The 18,055-nt window shown below is 60.7% G+C and carries 10 protein-coding genes; 6 read left to right on the forward strand and 4 right to left on the reverse strand.

Translation table 11 applies throughout. The features are described 5' to 3' along the window. The first annotated feature begins 121 nt into the window (after positions 1–121). The 4 genes from putP (at position 122) to CI807_RS08980 (ending at position 5,409) form a co-directional block, all read left to right on the forward strand. Positions 122–1,606 carry a sodium/proline symporter PutP gene (gene putP / locus CI807_RS08965; protein WP_095014421.1) on the forward strand — a complete coding sequence of 495 codons (1,485 nt, stop codon included), beginning with the start codon at positions 122–124 and terminating at the stop codon, positions 1,604–1,606. A gap of 202 nt (positions 1,607–1,808) precedes the next feature. Then, a complete protein-coding gene (locus CI807_RS08970) occupies positions 1,809–3,770 on the forward strand; it encodes a type VI secretion system tip protein VgrG (protein WP_095014422.1) in 1,962 nt (653 codons plus the stop codon). Positions 3,771–3,791: 21 nt separating this feature from the next. After that, positions 3,792–4,475, forward strand: a complete 684-nt coding sequence (locus tag CI807_RS08975; protein WP_095014423.1) for a DUF4123 domain-containing protein — start codon at positions 3,792–3,794, stop codon at positions 4,473–4,475. Positions 4,476–4,572: 97 nt separating this feature from the next. Continuing rightward, entirely contained in the window at positions 4,573–5,409 is an 837-nt protein-coding gene (locus CI807_RS08980; RefSeq protein WP_016975658.1) for a 23S rRNA (adenine(2030)-N(6))-methyltransferase RlmJ, read from the forward strand. 109 nt (positions 5,410–5,518) lie between these two features. Here the strand turns inward: CI807_RS08980 and msrA are convergent, their stop codons facing one another. The 4 genes from msrA to aceE form a co-directional block, all read right to left on the reverse strand. Then, positions 5,519–6,166, reverse strand: a complete 648-nt coding sequence (msrA, locus tag CI807_RS08985; protein ID WP_095014424.1) for a peptide-methionine (S)-S-oxide reductase MsrA — start codon at positions 6,164–6,166, stop codon at positions 5,519–5,521. Positions 6,167–6,239: 73 nt separating this feature from the next. Further along, complete coding sequence (locus tag CI807_RS08990) at positions 6,240–8,933, reverse strand: bifunctional diguanylate cyclase/phosphodiesterase (RefSeq protein WP_095014425.1); 2,694 nt, start codon at positions 8,931–8,933, stop codon at positions 6,240–6,242. Positions 8,934–9,238: 305 nt separating this feature from the next. Beyond that, the gene (gene aceF / locus CI807_RS08995) at positions 9,239–10,879 is read right to left on the reverse strand and encodes a dihydrolipoyllysine-residue acetyltransferase (RefSeq protein WP_095014426.1); all 1,641 of its coding nucleotides are present in this window, start codon (positions 10,877–10,879) and stop codon (positions 9,239–9,241) included. Between the two features lie 11 nt (positions 10,880–10,890). Then, complete coding sequence (gene aceE / locus CI807_RS09000) at positions 10,891–13,536, reverse strand: pyruvate dehydrogenase (acetyl-transferring), homodimeric type (protein ID WP_095014427.1); 2,646 nt, start codon at positions 13,534–13,536, stop codon at positions 10,891–10,893. A gap of 383 nt (positions 13,537–13,919) precedes the next feature. Here aceE and glnE point away from each other — a divergent pair, with 383 nt between their 5' ends. Both glnE and waaF read left to right on the forward strand, forming a co-directional pair. Next, positions 13,920–16,859 (forward strand): bifunctional [glutamate--ammonia ligase]-adenylyl-L-tyrosine phosphorylase/[glutamate--ammonia-ligase] adenylyltransferase, encoded by a 2,940-nt coding sequence (glnE, locus tag CI807_RS09005; protein ID WP_095014428.1) that lies wholly within the window; start codon positions 13,920–13,922, stop codon positions 16,857–16,859. A 161-nt stretch (positions 16,860–17,020) separates the two neighbouring features. Continuing rightward, positions 17,021–18,055 carry a lipopolysaccharide heptosyltransferase II gene (waaF, locus tag CI807_RS09010; RefSeq protein WP_095014429.1) on the forward strand — a complete coding sequence of 345 codons (1,035 nt, stop codon included), beginning with the start codon at positions 17,021–17,023 and terminating at the stop codon, positions 18,053–18,055.

Below are 18,055 nucleotides of genomic sequence, written 5' to 3' on the forward strand. Positions count from 1 at the left end.
CGGCTTTCCTGGGGAAACGTCAGTCATAAATGCGCGGCACGCAGCTACGTCTACCTACTTCCAGTGGGTGGTCGTCTGACAGACCGTTGCTACATAAAAACAAAGCCAGGGCGTCACTCTTATGAGCGTTAGTAATCCAACCCTGATCACGTTCGTGATCTACATCGCAGCAATGGTGCTGATCGGCTTCATGGCCTATCGCTCCACCAACAACCTTTCCGATTACATCCTGGGCGGTCGCAGCCTCGGTAGCGTGGTGACTGCCTTGTCGGCCGGCGCTTCCGATATGAGCGGCTGGTTGTTGATGGGCCTGCCGGGCGCGATCTACATGTCTGGCCTGTCGGAAAGCTGGATCGCCATCGGCTTGATCGTCGGTGCCTACCTCAACTGGCTGTTCGTCGCCGGTCGCCTGCGGGTCCAGACCGAGCACAATGGTGACGCCCTGACCCTGCCGGATTATTTCTCCAGCCGTTTCGAAGATAAAAGCGGCCTGCTGCGGATCATCTCCGCTGTGGTGATCCTGGTGTTCTTCACCATTTACTGCGCTTCCGGCATCGTGGCCGGTGCCCGCCTGTTCGAAAGCACCTTCGGCATGTCCTACGAGACGGCCCTGTGGGCCGGTGCTGCAGCGACCATTGCCTACACCTTCGTCGGTGGTTTCCTGGCAGTGAGCTGGACCGATACCGTACAAGCCACCCTGATGATTTTCGCGCTGATCCTCACGCCGATCATCGTGCTGCTGGCCACCGGTGGCGTCGACACCACGTTCCTGGCGATCGAAGCCAAGAACCCTGACAACTTCAACATGCTGAAAAACACCACCTTCATCGGCATCATCTCGCTGATGGGCTGGGGCTTGGGTTATTTCGGCCAGCCGCACATCCTTGCGCGTTTCATGGCGGCGGATTCGGTGAAGTCGATTGCCAAGGCACGTCGCATTTCCATGACCTGGATGATCCTGTGCCTGGGCGGCACCGTGGCGGTAGGCTTCTTTGGTATTGCCTACTTCTCGGCGCATCCGGAAGTGGCAGGTCCCGTGACCGAGAACCACGAGCGTGTGTTCATCGAACTGGCCAAGCTGCTGTTCAACCCGTGGATTGCCGGCGTACTGCTGTCGGCCATTCTGGCGGCGGTGATGAGCACTTTGAGCTGCCAACTGTTGGTGTGCTCCAGCGCCTTGACCGAAGATTTCTACAAAACCTTCCTGCGCAAGAACGCCTCCCAGCTTGAGCTGGTATGGGTCGGTCGCCTGATGGTGCTGGTGGTTGCACTGATCGCCATCGCCATGGCCGCCAACCCGAACAACCGCGTACTGGGCCTGGTGAGCTACGCCTGGGCTGGTTTCGGCGCAGCGTTCGGCCCTGTGGTGCTGATCTCGGTGATCTGGAAAGGCATGACCCGCAACGGTGCACTGGCCGGTATCCTGGTCGGCGCGACCACTGTGATTGTGTGGAAACACTTTGAACTGCTGGGTCTGTACGAAATCATCCCAGGCTTTATCTTCGCCAGCCTGGCGATCTACTTCGTGAGCAAGATGGGCGCACCGACTGCCGGTATGGTCGAGCGTTTTGATGCCGCGGAAAAAGACTACAACCTCAATAAGTAATTCGCTGGGCGTTTAGTGCCAGGTGAGTTGAAAGAAAGGCCCGCGTCCTACGGATTGCGGGCCTTTTTTACGTGTGATTTACGTCGGTCTGAAGAGGATTCAGACGCGTCTGTGTAGGGCTTTACTGATTTATCTGGGGCATGCTCAGCCAGGGGGAATCGTGATGCAGAATCGGTCCTCCACACCTGCAGAGAAACACCGGATGTTCGCTCCTGCCAATCAAAGCGCCTTTACCCTGACCCTCGATGGGAAGCCCAGTGAATTCCAGGTCCACGGGTTCATGGGGGATGAGTTTGTTAGCCTGCCTTTTCGCTTTGACCTTGAACTGGTCAGTGAGCAATCCGATCAAGACCTTGAGAGCCTGCTACACCGCCAAGCGTTCCTGAGCTTTGACGCCCATGGTCATGGGGTTCATGGCCTGGTGTATCGGGTGGCGCAGGGCGATTCGGGCAGACGCCTTACCCGTTACCAGATCACGCTGGTGCCGCAGTTGGCTTATCTGGAACACAGCACCCATCAGCGGATTTTCCAGAAGAAAACGGTGCCCGAGATCATTGCGCAGGTACTGGAAGCGCAGGCGATCCAAAGTGATGCCTTTGCGTTTCAACTGAGCGGCAAGTATCCCGAGTGTGAATACTGTGTGCAGTTCGGCGAAACCGATTTGGAGTTCATTCAGCGTCTATGTGCCGAATCGGGCATTCACTATCACTTCCAGCACAGCCCTGAGCGACACCTGTTGGTGTTTGGCGACGATCAAAGTGTTTTTGCGCGGCCTGATCAATCCACGCCGTATTCGCCTGGTACCGGGATGGTTGCCGACGAGCCAGCGATCAAGCGCTTTATCCTGCGGCTGAAGACGCGTACCACCGGTGTGAACCTGCGTGACTACGATTTCAAGAAGCCTGGCCTGACGTTGGAAAGCGAAGCATCCAGTCGGCTGCGGCCCACCCTGGACGACCAGCGCTACCCGGGGTGCTTCACGGATCGTGAGCAGGGTAAGTACCTGGCGCAACGCTTATTGGAGCGTCATCGCAGCGATTACCGTCAGGCCAGCGGCGCTAGCGACCAGCCAGCGTTGGTGACTGGGCAGTTCTTGAAGATGACTGGGCACCCTCGTCAGGAATGGAATGATTTGTGGCTGGTTACCCAGTTGCACCATGTAGGGCACCAACCTCAAGTGCTTGAGGAGTCTGTTGGCGATGAGTCGCCTCAAGGCTACAGCAATGAATTTGTTGTAACGCCTTGGGACGTAGCGTTTAGAACACTTCTGATTATGTCTCGGCCTCAAATAGCGGGTTACCAGAACGCAGTGGTGACCGGCCCTGCCGACAGCGAAATCCATTGCGACGAATACGGTCGGGTCAAGGTGCAGTTGGCGTGGGATCGTGACGGTGAGCATAACGACCATTCCAGCTGTTGGCTGCGGGTTGCCAGCGGTTGGGCGCATGATCGTTATGGGGCGGTATTGATCCCTCGGGTCGGTATGGAAGTGCTGGTGGGCTTCGCTAATGGCGACATGGATATGCCGCTGGTCATGGGCTGCCTGCCCAACGCGGCCACCCAGGTGCCCCTCGATCTGCCTGCGGACAAGACTCGCAGCATCTTCCGCAGTCAGAGCAGCCCCGGTGGTGGTGGTTACAACGAGTTGCGCATCGAGGACCGCAAGGGGGCCGAGGAAATCTACCTGCGTGCCCAGCGGGACTGGACCCAGCACGTGCTGCATGACCTTCGGGTAAACGTGGACGGTGAGTCGCATCACGAACTGCAAGGCGAGGAGCTGCGCATTACCCATGGCAACCGTCTGACTGACCTGAAGCGAGACGACCACTTGATGGTGGGCGGCTCTCGGCAGGTAAGGGCAGGGCAGGCCATCCAGATAGGCGCGGGGCAAAGCGTTGTGATCGAGGGTGGCGCAACCGTCACGATTCAGGCGGGCGGGCAGTCGATCACGCTGTCTGCGGGTGGGATTTTCAGCAGTGTGCCGATCCAGCTTGGCAGTGCGCCTGCTGTTACTGCAGCGCCGTTAACGCCTGGACTGAAGGAAACACTGTTGGCGGTGATTCCTGCTCCGCTGAGCCGCGTGCAGGTGGCCAGTCTCAAGCGCAGCGCGCCGTTTTGCGAAGAGTGTGAGCGTTGCAAAAACGGCCAGTGCGGCCCCATCTGACTTTTAAAGGGATTTACGAAGATGCATCAACCTTTGCTGCCTGGCGAACAAATGTTTGCAGTGTTGAGCGCTGCCAGCGACGCCAACCCCCTCGACGCTTGGCGGGCGCTCGTCGCCGGCGCCCCGCCGCAACCCGTTTGGGCCGGTACGCCCTATGCGACATGGGACGAGGTGATGCCTTATGTAGGCATCGTTGAGCCCGGCAGTCCTTTCCTGGAATGGGCCGTGTCCACTGATGCCACGGATTGGGGGTGGTTAGCCATATCGACCCACCCGCTGGAAACCGTGATTGCACACCTGCAAGGCCTGACCAAGGTGTATCTGCCCGATGGTCAGGAAGTGTTCTTACGATTCTGGGACGGTGCTCAATTCCTGCCGATTCTTCAGCAGTCGGGCGATGAGCTATTGCCGGTGTTCCAGCGCTACGTGATCAATGGCCAGTCGCTGACCGTTGTCACTGGCCCAGTCACTGCCGCCAAAGCGAGCCCGTGGTGGCGAGTACCTGCGCCGTTACTGGCGCATCTGGGCGAGCAATCGCCGCAAACCCTGATCGATAACCTTCTGCAATGGCTCGAAGAGCAGCGCCCAGATCTTTACACTGCCTTCACGCCGACGACCTTGAGGCACAAGGTCGCCTACTTCGCGCGCCGAAGGGATGTCAGTCATCAGGGATTGACCGACTTCCTGGCTTCAGAGTTGAGTTGAAGCCAGTGCGACTTTTCGACATAAGCACCGCCCGGCACGCCGCACTGCACCAACGCCTGCGTAAAAGGTAAACTTCGCCTCCTGCGCAGGAGCAACCATGAATTATCGTCACGCCTTTCACGCCGGCAACCACGCCGATGTCTTCAAACACCTGACCTTGACCCGCCTCATCGCCCTGATGTCGCGCAAGGAGCAGCCGTTCGCCTACCTCGACACCCACGCCGGGATCGGCCTGTACGACCTGCAGGGCGACCAGGCCAACCGCACGGGCGAATACCTGGAAGGCATTGCGCGCCTGTGGGGCGAAAGCGACCTGCCGCCGTTGACCGCTGATTACATGCGCGTGCTGCACGAGATGAACCCGGACGGCCAGTTGCGCTACTACCCCGGCTCGCCGGAGCTGGCGCGCCGCCTCACGCGGCCACAGGACCGCGTGCTGCTCAATGAAAAGCACCCGGAAGACGGCGTGCTGCTCAAGGACAACATGAAGGGTGATCGTCGCGTGAAGGTGCATTTGGGCGAAGGCTGGCATGTGCCGCGTGCCCTGCTGCCGGTGCCGGAAAAGCGCGCCTTGATGCTGATCGATCCGCCGTTCGAAAAACTCGACGAGATGCAACGCTGCGCCGCTTCCCTCAAGGAAGCCGTGAGCCGCATGCGCCAGACCGTCGCCGCCATCTGGTATCCGGTGAAAGACCAGCGCATGTTGCGCCGTTTCTACCAGGACCTGGCCGGCACCGGTGCGCCAAAGTTGCTGCGCGTGGAATTGCTGGTGCATCCGCTGGACACACCCAACACCCTGACGGGCTCGGGCCTGGCGATTGCCAACCCGCCGTGGGGCTTGGAGGAGGAGTTGCGCGAGCTGCTGCCGTGGCTGTCCAAGAAGCTGGGTCAGACCCAGGGTGGGTGGCAGATGGATTGGCTCATCGCTGAGTAACTTGTAGGAGCGAGCTTGCTCGCGAAAAACGTCAACGATAACGCGTGTTTTCAGACGAAACGTGTCGCGCTCAGGTTTTTCGCGAGCAAGCTCGCTCCTACAAGGATTTTCAGATTGGGCAGGTTACGCCCGTGCCACCAATCCCGCAGTAGCCCTGCGGGTTCTTCGCCAGGTACTGCTGGTGATACGCCTCGGCGAAGTACACCGTCGGTGCTTCTTCGATTTCCGTGGTGATCACGCCCAGACCAGCCTTGCTCAGTTCGCCTTGGTACGCCTCGGCACTCGCCTGCGCCGCCGCCAATTGCTCCGGCGTGGTCGCATAGATCACCGAGCGGTACTGGCTGCCGATGTCGTTGCCCTGGCGCATGCCCTGGGTCGGGTTGTGCAGTTCCCAGAACATCTTCAGCAAGTCTTCGTATTTCACCTTGGCCTGGTCATACACCACCAGTACCACTTCGCTGTGGCCGGTCAGGCCGGAGCAGACTTCTTCGTAGGTCGGGTTCGGCGTGTAGCCGCCGGCGTAACCGACCACGGTGCTGACCACGCCATCGCGCTGCCAGAACCGGCGCTCGGCCCCCCAGAAGCAGCCCAGGCCGAAGATCGCAAAGCCGACGTCATCCAGGAAAGGGCCGAGTAGCGGGTTGCCGTTGACGAAATGCGTCTCCGGCAGATTCATCGGGGTTTCACGGCCAGGCAGAGCTTGTTCTTGGGTAGGCAGCACGTTTTTGTTCACCAGAATTTCCGAGCGCAAGACCATGATCAGTCCTCTCGTCAGGTTGAGTTAGCGGTAAAGATTCAGACAGCCAGTGTGCCCGAGTGTTACAGCGCTGTCAGGCGATTGGCCCGCGCGGGTAGCGTTTGAGCATCGCCAGCAGCTCTGCACCGGGGATCGGCCGGTCGAACAGGTAGCCTTGGCCGACATCGCAACGGTGGCGGCGCAGGAACGCCAGTTGTTCGGCAGTCTCGATGCCTTCGGCGACCACCTTGAGCTTGAGGTTGTGGGCCATGGCAATTACGGCCGAGGTGATTTCCATGTCGTCCTGGTTATCCGGGATTTCGTGGATGAAGCTGCGATCGATCTTGATGATGTCGATGGGGAATTTTTTCAAGTAACTCAACGACGAGTAGCCGGTGCCGAAGTCGTCCATGGCCAGGGTCAGGCCAAAGCTTTTCAGTTGATCAAGCTGCAGGCGCGTGTCTTCGGTGGCTTCCAGCAGCAGGCCTTCGGTCAGTTCCAGCTCCAGCAGGTTGGCCGGCAGCTGTTCTTCCTTGAGGATCGCGGCAATCGAGGCCACCAGGTCCGGATCGGAGAACTGCTTGGGCGACAGGTTGATCGCCACCTGCAAGTTGCCCATGCCGCCGGCGCTCAGTTGCTTGCTCATGCGGCAGGCCTGGCGGGCGATCCATTTGCCGATGGGGATGATCAGGCCGGTCTCTTCCGCCACGCTGATGAATTGGTCGGGGCGGATCATGCCCTTTTCCGGGTGGTTCCAGCGCAGCAGCGCTTCCATGCCCAGCAGACGGCCGCTGCGCAGGCACAGTTTAGGCTGGTAGAACACGTCCAGCTCGTTCTGGGTGAGGGCGCGGCGCAGGTTGTTCTCGACGAACAGCTTGTAGCTGGCTTCGGCGTTCAGCGCTTCGGTAAACACTTGGACCTGATGCTTGCCGTTGGCCTTGGCCTTGTGCAAGGCCAGGCCGGCGTTGCGCATCAGGGTCTGCGGATCGCGACCATGCAGGGGCGCGCACGCCAGGCCCACGGAGCCGGTGACGCTGATCAACTGGTTGTCGACGAACATCGGTTTGTCGAGGGTTGCCAGCAACTGGCTGGCAACCTGCTGGCCGCTCTCGAGGTCGGTGTCGTCGAGCAGCACCGCGAACTCGTTACTGGCAAACCGTGCCAGGCTGCCACCGGCACTCAGGCTGTTGCGCAAACGCCGTGCGAGGCTGATCAGCAGTTTATCGCCGGTCTGGTGGCCGAGGCTGTCGTTGATGCGCTTGAAGTTGTCGATGTCCACCAGCAACAGGCTGATCGGGCTGTCGCTGTCGCGGGCAAAGCGTTCGTCGAGGTTGCGGATGAACGCCGGGCGGTTGCCCAGGTTGGTCAGGTTGTCGGTGTAGGCCAGGCGCTCGATGCGCTGCTGGGCCAGCTTGGTCTGGGTGATGTCTTCGTAGATGCCGATGTAGTGGGTCAACTCGCGGTTGTCGCCATACACCTTGGAAATCGATAACTGGCCCCAGTAGGGTTCGAGGTTTTTGCGGCGGCTCTTGAATTCACCCTGCCAGCTGTTGCTCTTGGCCAGGGCTGACGGTGCGTCGAACAGCAATTCACTGAGGTTTTCCAGCGCCGGCAACTGGGCCAGGCGGTGGCCGTGGACCTCTTCGGCGCTGTACTGAGTGATCGCGGTAAAGCTCGGATTGACGTATTCGACCACGCCGTCGCAGTTGACCAGCAGAAAGGCGTTGGCGCTTTGCTCCACGGCGCGCTGGAACAGGTGCAGAGCGCTGGTCGCCGTACGGCGGTTGTGGTTGTTGATGACCTGCGCGAACTGATCGGCCAGCTCGCCGGCAAAGGCGATTTCGTCAGCCTGCCAGGCGCGGGTGCTGCCGCTTTGCTCCAGGCAAAGCACGCCCACCACATGACCGTCGACGCGAATGCTCGCGTCGAGCATGGCGTGGATGTCTTTGTCGCGCAGGCTGTCGGCCATTTCCCGGGTGCGTGGGTCGCGCAGCGCGTTGGTGGCGTCGATCGCCCGGCTGCTGTGCAAGGCTTCCAGGTAGTCCGGGAAGCAGCTGGCATCAATGGATTCAGGCAGGTGGTGTTGCTCGTCGGCGCGGTGGTAGGCCGAAATTGGCACCAGGCGCTGGCCTTCGAGGTTCCAGATGCTGGCGCAGTCGATCTGGTAGATATCACAGGCACTGCGGGTGATCAGCTCGGCGGCTTCTTGCAGCGAATTGTTAGTTGTGTAGCGCTGGCGGGCCAGCAGCAGGATCAGCTCCTGCTGGGCGCGCACCCGCTCCAGGTGCTGCAGTTGTTCCTGTTGGGCGCGCTGGTTGAGCTCCAGGGCGATCTGCAGGCGGCTGTTCTGGTTCTCCAGGTCTGCCGTCGGGGCAGCAGTGGGAATCTCGCTGAACAGGCCGTCGACCACCATCAGGTAACCGCGCAGCAGGTGGCGATTGTGTTGCTTGTAGGATTCGCCCATCTCCAGCAGGCTAAGCGGCCCGTCGCTGGTGTGCAGGGTGTAGCGCACCAGGTAATGCGGGCTCTGGGTCAGTTGCTGCTGGATCGCGTCGTGCAGTTGATAACGCGCCTGGGGCTCCATCAGGCTGGCGTAAGGCGTGCCGATCAAGGCGCACAACTCGACCGCTGGCAGGCCGAATTGGCGTTCGCAATTGGGGTCGAGGTAAAGGAGGGCCCAGCTTGCCTCATTCAGCCGCTCGAAACGCAGCATACCGAGGCGCGAAGGCACCGGTAACTGCGTCACTACCTCGGCCGCCATACGGGCGACATCGGGTTGGCTTTTCATGGGGGAAACTCACTTGAAATTACGCGCACGGCGCCGGGCTCACGCCCTCTTTTCTGTTGCCTGCGGCAAGGTTGCATCATGCGGCGCGGGCTGACAAGAGAGGATGAAGGCTAAGTGCTATAAGGGGGTTATCGGCCGCGAAAGGGATTTCTACAATCGGGGTGATGGAAGGTGTACAAGCCTGTTTTTGTTGTCCAACAAACCGGCAAAAAAAGCCCCGCCAAGTGGCGGGGTTGAGGTACGAGCGTGGCGCTCGAAAATCGGTGCAACCAGGCCTCCCGGGTGAACGGGAGGCCTGTTCGTGCTTACAGCAGGATGGTGCGGATGTCGTTCAGCAACTGGCTCAGACGCTGGGTGAAGCGAGCCGCAGCAGCGCCGTTGATCACACGGTGATCGTAGGACAGCGACAGTGGCAGCATCAGCTTCGGCTGGAACGCTTTACCGTCCCACACAGGCTGGATGGTGGCCTTGGACACGCCCAGGATCGCCACTTCCGGCGCATTGACGATTGGCGTGAAGCCAGTGCCGCCAATGTGACCGAGGCTGGAGATGGTGAAGCACGCGCCCTGCATGTCGTCCGGGGTGAGCTTCTTGTCGCGGGCCTTGGCCGCCAGTGCAGCGGCTTCGGCAGCGAGTTGCAGCAGGCTCTTCTGGTCGACGTTCTTGATGACCGGTACCAGCAGGCCATCCGGGGTGTCGACGGCAAAGCCGACGTGCACGTACTTCTTGCGGATGATTGCCTTGCCGCTTGGCGCCAGCGAAGCGTTGAAGTCCGGCAGTTCCTTGAGCAGGTGCGCGCAGGCCTTGAGCAGCAGCGGCAGCACGGTCAGTTTCACGCCGGCTTTTTCGGCCACGGCTTTCTGCGCAACGCGGAAAGCTTCCAGGTCGGTGATGTCTGCCTGGTCGAACTGAGTCACGTGCGGGATGTTCAGCCAGCTGGCGTGCAGACCGGCCGCGCCGATTTGCATCAGGCGGGTCATCGGCACTTCTTCGATTTCACCGAAGCGGCTGAAGTCCACGGTACGGATCGGCGGAATGCCCGAACCACCGGTAGCAGCGCCAGCAGCCGGAGCTTCCTTGGCTTTCTGCATCATGGCCTTGACGTAGACCTGCACGTCTTCCTTCAGCACGCGACCGTGAGGGCCGGTGGCCGACACAGCGTTCAGCTCAACGCCGAACTCACGGGCCAGCTGGCGCACGGCAGGCCCGGCGTGAACCTTGGCACCGCTTGGCGCAGGTGCGGCAGCAGCAGGGGCCGGTGCGGCCTCGGCTTTCGCAGCAGGTGCAGGCGCAGCAGCCGGTGCAGCTTCAGCCTTGGCGGCGGGAGCGGCGGCCGGAGCGGGCGCAGCAGCAGGTGCAGCGCCTTGTACTTTCAGCTTGAGGATGAAGTCGCCAGTGCCGACTTCGTCTTCCAGCTTGACCGCGATGCTTTCCACGACGCCGGCAGCCGGCGACGGGATTTCCATGGAGGCCTTGTCGGACTCCAGGGTGATCAGCGACTGGTCGGCTTCGACGGTGTCGCCGACCTTGACCAGCAACTCGATGATCTTGGCCTTGCCCGACGAACCGATGTCCGGGACGTGGATGTCCTGAACAGAGGCTGCGGCCGGAGCAGCAGCCGGGGCCGCAGGGGCCTCGGCAGCAGCAGGCTTTTCAGCAGGCGCAGGTGCAGCAGCGGCAGCCGGGGCCGCCGCAGGGGCCGCATCAGCGGCACCTTCGATTTCTAGTTCCAGCAGTTCGTCGCCTTCTTTCAGGCGGTCGCCCAGCTTCACTTTCAGGCTCTTGACCACGCCGGCCTTGGGAGCAGGGATTTCCATGCTCGCCTTGTCCGATTCCAGGGTCAGGATGCTCTGGTCGGCTTCGACGGTGTCGCCGACCTTCACAAACAGCTCGATTACTTCACCTTCACCGCTGCCGATGTCAGGTACGCGAATGAGTTCGCTCACAAAAAGTCTCCTCAGCAGTCCAGTGGGTTGCGTTTTTCCGGGTTGATCCCGAACTTGACGATAGCGTCTGCTACCACCTTAGGTTCGATCTCACCGCGGTCAGCCAAGGCTTCCAGGGCTGCCAACACCACGAAGTGACGGTCAACTTCGAAGAAGTGACGCAGCTTCTTGCGGCTATCACTGCGACCGAAACCGTCGGTGCCCAGGACTTTGAATTCCTTGGACGGGACCCACTGGCGAATTTGTTCAGCAAACAGTTTCATGTAGTCGGTCGAAGCGATCACCGGACCTTTACGGCCATTCAGGCACTCTTCAACGAAGGTGCGCTGTGGCTTCTGGCCAGGGTGCAGGCGGTTGTGACGCTCTACGGCCAGGCCGTCGCGACGCAGTTCGTTGAAGCTGGTAACGCTCCAGACGTCAGCGCCGACGTTGAACTCGTCACGCAGGATCTTCGCCGCTTCACGCACTTCGCGCAGGATGGTGCCGGAGCCCATCAGTTGCACGTGGTGCGCTGCTTCCTTGGTGTCTTCTTCGAGCAGGTACATGCCCTTGATGATGCCTTCTTCCACGCCAGCCGGCATGGCTGGCTGCTGGTAGGACTCGTTCATCACGGTGATGTAGTAGAAAACGTCCTGCTGCTCTTCGGTCATCTTCTTCATGCCGTCCTGGATGATCACCGCCAGCTCATAGCCGTAGGTTGGATCAAAGGTGCGGCAGTTCGGGATGGTGGCAGCCAGGATGTGGCTGTGACCGTCTTCGTGTTGCAGGCCTTCGCCGTTCAGCGTGGTCCGGCCAGCGGTACCGCCGATCAGGAAGCCACGGGTACGGCTGTCGCCTGCTGCCCATGCCAGGTCGCCAATACGTTGGAAGCCGAACATCGAGTAGAAGATGTAGAACGGCAGCATCGGCTGGTTGTGGCTGGAGTACGAAGTACCGGCAGCGATGAAGGAGCTCATGGCGCCCGCTTCGTTGATGCCTTCTTCGAGGATCTGGCCCTTCTTGTCTTCCTTGTAGAACATCACCTGGTCTTTATCGACTGGCTCGTAGAGCTGGCCGACGGAGGAGTAGATGCCCAACTGACGGAACATGCCTTCCATACCGAAGGTACGGGCTTCGTCCGGGATGATCGGCACGATGCGCGGGCCGATTTCCTTGTCCTTGACCAGTTGCGCCAGGATGCGCACGAAAGCCATGGTGGTGGAGATTTCACGGTCGCCCGAGCCGTCGAGGATGGCCTTGAGGGTGCTCAGGTCTGGCGTCGGTACACTGAAGCTGTTGGCGCGACGCTGAGGCACGAAACCACCCAGTGCGGCGCGGCGCTCGGCCAGGTAACGGGCTTCGGCGCTGTTCGGCTCCGGCTTGAAGAACGGCAGGTTCTCCAGCTCTTCGTCCTTGACCGGGATGTCAAAGCGGTCGCGGAACAACTTCAGGCTGTCGACATCGACTTTCTTGGTGTTGTGCGCAGTGTTCTTCGCTTCGCCGGCACCGGTGCCATAACCCTTGATGGTCTTGGCCAGGATGACGGTCGGTTGTTCTTTGTGGTTGACCGCTTCGTGGTACGCCGCGTAGACCTTGTACGGGTCGTGGCCGCCACGGTTGAGTTTCCAGATCTCGTCGTCGGACAGGTCTGCAACCATTGCCTTGAGTTCAGGCGTGTTGAAGAAGTGTTCACGCACGAACGCGCCGTCTTTGGCTTTGTAGTTCTGGTACTCGCCGTCGATGACTTCGTCCATGCGACGTTGCAGGATACCGTCGACGTCCTTGGCCAGCAGTGGGTCCCAGAAACGGCCCCAGATGACTTTGGTCACGTTCCACTGAGCACCACGGAACACGCCTTCGAGTTCCTGGATGATCTTGCCGTTGCCGCGAACCGGGCCGTCGAGGCGCTGCAGGTTGCAGTTGATGACGAAGATCAGGTTGTCCAGCTTCTCGCGGCCAGCCAGGGAGATGGCGCCCAGGGATTCCGGCTCGTCACACTCGCCGTCGCCCAGGAAGCACCAGACTTTCTGCTTGCCTTCAGGGATGAAGCCACGGGCTTCCAGGTACTTCATGAAGCGCGCCTGGTAGATCGCCTGGATTGGGCCCAGACCCATGGAAACGGTCGGGAACTGCCAGAAATCAGGCATCAGCCAAGGGTGCGGGTACGACGACAGGCCGTTACCGTCCACTTCCTGGCGGAAGTTGTTCATGTGTTCTTCGGTGATGCGGCCTTCCATGAACGCACGGGCGTAAACGCCTGGAGAAGTGTGGCCCTGGAAGTAGATCAGGTCGCCGCCGTGTTCGTCGGTCGGGGCCTGGAAGAAGTAGTTGAAGCCGATGTCATACAGGGTTGCGCTGGAAGCGAAGCTGGAGATGTGACCGCCCAGGTCCGAATCTTTCAAGTTCGTGCGCATTACCATCGCCATGGCGTTCCAACGTACCAGCGAGCGAATGCGGCGTTCCATGAACAGGTCGCCAGGCATGCGTGCTTCGTGGGTAACAGGGATGGTGTTGCGGTATGGCGTAGTGATGGCGTAAGGCAGTTGCGAGCCGCTGCGGGTCGCGAGTTCGCCCATACGGGTCATCAGGTAGTGAGCACGGTCTTCGCCTTCTTTGTCGAGAACCGATTCCAGGGCGTCCAGCCATTCCTGGGTTTCGACGGGATCGAGGTCTTGCATGGCTTGCTCCAGGGCGGAAAGGCTACCAGAATCGGTTGCCTGAAGTTTGCGACTGGCCTTGTGGGCAGACGACATAAATTCTTGGATGGCCGAAGGTTGCTTCGGCGTCCTGTAGTTTTACTACAAATCGTCGGCCATTTCAGCCTTTCGAATGTATATACGAGTAGTAAAACTACACAAGACTGAGCGTATGGCTCGGTCTGGCTGGTGAGCATAATCGTTATTGTTGATCTTTTGCGAACAAGAAAAGGTGAATGTTTGATGTTGGCTGCCAAAATGAAATTAATTTCAGCTATTTCTAACCTTTGTTCGACAGTCCTTCATAGAGCGTGGTTCTTGCCTTCACAGTCACACGCCATTTACGCGCCGATCAAGGATAGACCATGAGCCTTCCAACACTCGCCGAACTACCGGCCATTCTCTTGCCAAAAGCCCAGCGAGCCGAGCAGTCATTTCGTGACGCAGTGGCCGCGCTGGACGACGATCATGGACTTTCTGCTTGGACGCCGCAACGGTGGGCCGACTTCGCCCGGGTGTGCGCGGCCAGTGATTTTGTCATTGAACAGAGTGTTCGTGACCCTTTGATGTTGCTCGAACTGGTGGCCTGGGGCGAGCTGGACCGTGGTTTTGCCCCTGACGAGCTGTGCGGGCAGATTGCTGGCGCCGTGCAACAAGCCGAAACAGAAGATGAGCTGGGCCGCGTGCTGCGTCGCCAGCGTACGCGCCAGCAGGTGCGCATCATCTGGCGCGACCTGACCCGCCAGGCGGACCTGGTGCAAACCTGCCGCGACCTCTCCGACATGGCTGACGCCAGCATCGACCAAACCTACCAATGGCTGTACCAGCGCCACTGCGTTCAGTTCGGCACGCCCACTGGCCGGCGCAGCGGCGAGCCGCAGCACATGGTCATCCTCGGCATGGGTAAGCTCGGCGCGGTGGAGCTGAACCTGTCGTCGGATATCGACCTGATCTTTGCCTACCCCGAAGGTGGCGAGACGGTTGGCGTTAAACGCTCCCTGGATAACCAGGAGTTTTTCATTCGCCTGGGTCAAAAACTGATCAAGGCCCTCGACCCGATGACCGTCGACGGCTTCGTATTTCGTGTCGACATGCGCCTGCGCCCCTACGGTTCGGCCGGTGCACTGGTGCTCAGCTTCAATGCACTTGAGCAGTACTATCAGGACCAGGGCCGCGACTGGGAACGCTACGCCATGATCAAGGCGCGGGTCGTTGCCGGCGACCAAGTGGCCGGTGCGCAACTGCTCGACATGCTCCGACCGTTCGTTTACCGCCGCTATCTGGATTTTTCCGCCATCGAAGCGCTGCGCACCATGAAGCAGTTGATCCAGCAGGAAGTGCGGCGCAAGGGCATGGCCGACAACATCAAGCTGGGTTCGGGCGGCATCCGCGAAGTGGAATTCATCGCCCAGGCCTTCCAGCTGATCCACGGTGGTCGCGACCTGAGCCTGCAACAGCGTCCGTTGCTCAAGGTACTCGGTACGCTGGAAGGCCAGGGCTACCTGCCGCCGGCGGTGATCGCCGAATTGCGCAATGGCTACGAATTCCTGCGCTACACCGAACACGCGATCCAGGCGATTGCCGACCGGCAGACGCAAATGCTTCCGGACAGCCCGGAAGACCAGGCGCGCATAGCCTTTATGTTGGGCTTTGCCGACTGGGCCGCCTTCCACGAACGCTTGATGTACTGGCGCGGTCGGGTGGACTGGCATTTCCGCCAGGTGATTGCCGATCCTGACGAAGAAGAGGGCGAAGAAAGCGAGTTGGTGGTGGGCGGTGAGTGGTTGCCACTGTGGGAAGAATCTCAAGATGAGGAGGCCGCCTGCCGGCAATTGGCCGAAGGCGGCTTTACTGATGCGACCAAGGCGCTCAAGGCGTTGGCCGGTCTGCGCAACAGCCCGCAATTGCGTGCCATGCAGCGTTTGGGGCGTGAGCGGCTGGATGCATTTATTCCGCGCCTGCTCGCCCAGGCTGTCGAGCACGCCAACCCGGACCTGGTGCTGGAACGCGTGCTGCCATTGGTGGAAGCCGTCGCGCGGCGTTCCGCTTATCTGGTGCTGCTCACGGAAAACCCCGACGCCCTGCGTCGCTTGTTGACCCTGTGCGCCGCCAGCCCGTGGATCGCCGAGCAGATCACCCGCTTCCCACTGCTGCTCGACGAATTGCTCAACGAAGGCCGTCTGTTCAAGCCGCCGTTGGCGCCTGAGTTGGCCGCCGAACTGCGAGAGCGCCTGACGCGCATTCCGGAAGACGACCTTGAACAACAGATGGAAGCCCTGCGCCACTTCAAGCTGGCCCATCGCCTGCGCGTGGCCGCTTCGGAAATCGCCGGCAGCCTGCCGCTGATGAAAGTCAGTGACTACCTTACTTGGCTTGCCGAGGCGATTCTCGAACAAGTGCTGGCCCTGGCCTGGCGCCAGACCGTAGCGCGCCATGGCTCGCCGCAACGGCTGGACGGCACCCTGTGCGATCCTGGGTTCATCATTGTCGGTTATGGGAAAGTCGGTGGGATCGAACTGGGGCATGGTTCGGACCTGGACCTGGTGTTTATCCACGATGGCGATCCGCAGGCGGAAACCGATGGCGCCAAGCCGATCGACGGGGCGCAGTTCTTCACGCGCCTGGGCCAAAGGATCATCCACTTGCTTACCACCCAGACCAACTCCGGCCAGTTGTATGAAGTCGACATGCGCTTGCGGCCTTCCGGTGCGTCCGGTTTGCTGGTGAGTTCGCTGGGGGCGTTTGACCGCTATCAACAAAATGAAGCCTGGACCTGGGAGCATCAGGCGCTGATCCGCGCGCGGGTGCTGGTGGGCAGCCAGGATGTGGGGCAGGCATTCGAGCAGGTACGGGCTAAAGTGTTGGGGCAGCAGCGGGACCTGGACAAGCTGCGCCAAGAGGTCAGCGAGATGCGTGCCAAGATGCGCGACAACCTGGGCACCAAGACCACGGCGGCCGGCACCGGCGCCAATGCCTTCGAGGCCACGGCGGCGTTCGACCTCAAGCAGGACGCCGGAGGTATCGTCGATATTGAATTTATGGTGCAATACGCGGCTTTGGCGTGGTCTGCGCAACATCCATCGTTGCTGCGCTACACCGACAATATCCGCATTCTGGAAGGCCTGGAGCAGGTGGGCTTGATGCCCGCGGCCGATGCCCACCTGCTGCGCGAGGTATATAAGGCCTACCGTTCCGCCGCGCATCGCCAGGCCTTGCAAAACGAGGCCGGTACGGTGGCCGGGGATCAGTTCGCCGACGAACGGCGCCAGGTGATGCGAATCTGGAAAGAACTGGGGTTAAGTTGAGTCAACTGTGGGAGCCGGCTTGCCGGCGATGAGGCCCTTGGAATCCATGGAGATCTTTCGGACGTTATCGCTGGCAAGCCAGCTCCTACAATTGTTCGTCTCCTACAGAAAATTTCGATGCGGGGAGGTATAAGCCTCCCCGCATCGTTTGTGGAAACTACATGAATATTCTGATCGTTGGGCCCAGTTGGGTCGGTGACATGGTGATGGCGCAGACACTGTTCCAGTGCCTGCGCATGCGCTACCCGGACTGCCAGATCGACGTACTTGCCCCTGAGTGGAGCCGGCCGATCCTCGAACGCATGCCGCAAGTGCGCAAGGCCTTGAGCTTCCCGCTCGGCCATGGCGCGCTGGAGCTGGCGACGCGCCGTCGCATCGGTAAATCCTTGGCAGGTGAATACGACCAGGCGATCCTGCTGCCCAATTCGCTCAAGTCGGCGTTGGTGCCGTATTTCGCCGGCATTCCCAAACGCACTGGCTGGCGTGGTGAGTTCCGCTACGTGCTGCTCAATGACGTGCGCACCCTGGACAAAGCCCGCTACCCGCTGATGATCGAGCGCTTCATGGCCCTGGCCTACGAGCCGGGGGCCGAGTTGCCCACGCCGTATCCGCGTCCGAGTTTGCAGATCGACCCGGTGAGCCGTGACGCCGCCCTGGTCAAGTTCGGCCTGGAGCTCGACCGTCCGGTCCTGGCGCTGTGCCCCGGCGCGGAGTTTGGCGAGTCCAAGCGCTGGCCGTCGGAGCACTACGCCAAGGTCGCCGAGGCCAAGATCCGTGAAGGCTGGCAGGTATGGCTGTTTGGTTCGAAGAAGGACCACCCGGTGGGCGAAGACATTCGCCAGCGCCTGATTCCGGGCCTGCGTGAAGAGGCGGTCAACCTCAGTGGTGACACGTCGCTCGCCGAAGCCATCGACCTGCTGTCCTGCGCCGACTCGGTGGTGTCCAACGACTCCGGCCTGATGCACGTCGCCGCCGCGTTGAACCGCCCGCTGGTGGCGGTATACGGCTCCACGTCGCCGGGCTTCACGCCGCCGTTGGCCGACAAGGTCGAAGTGGTGCGCCTAGGCCTGGAGTGCAGCCCGTGTTTTGATCGCACCTGCCGTTTCGGTCACTACAACTGCATGCGCCAGTTGCTGCCGCAGCCGGTGAACGAAGCCTTGCAGCGGTTGCAGGGCTCTGCGGTCGAGGTCCGATAG

The sequence above is a fragment of the Pseudomonas sp. NS1(2017) genome, assembly GCF_002269425.1.
GTDB classification, from domain to species: domain Bacteria; phylum Pseudomonadota; class Gammaproteobacteria; order Pseudomonadales; family Pseudomonadaceae; genus Aquipseudomonas; species Aquipseudomonas reactans.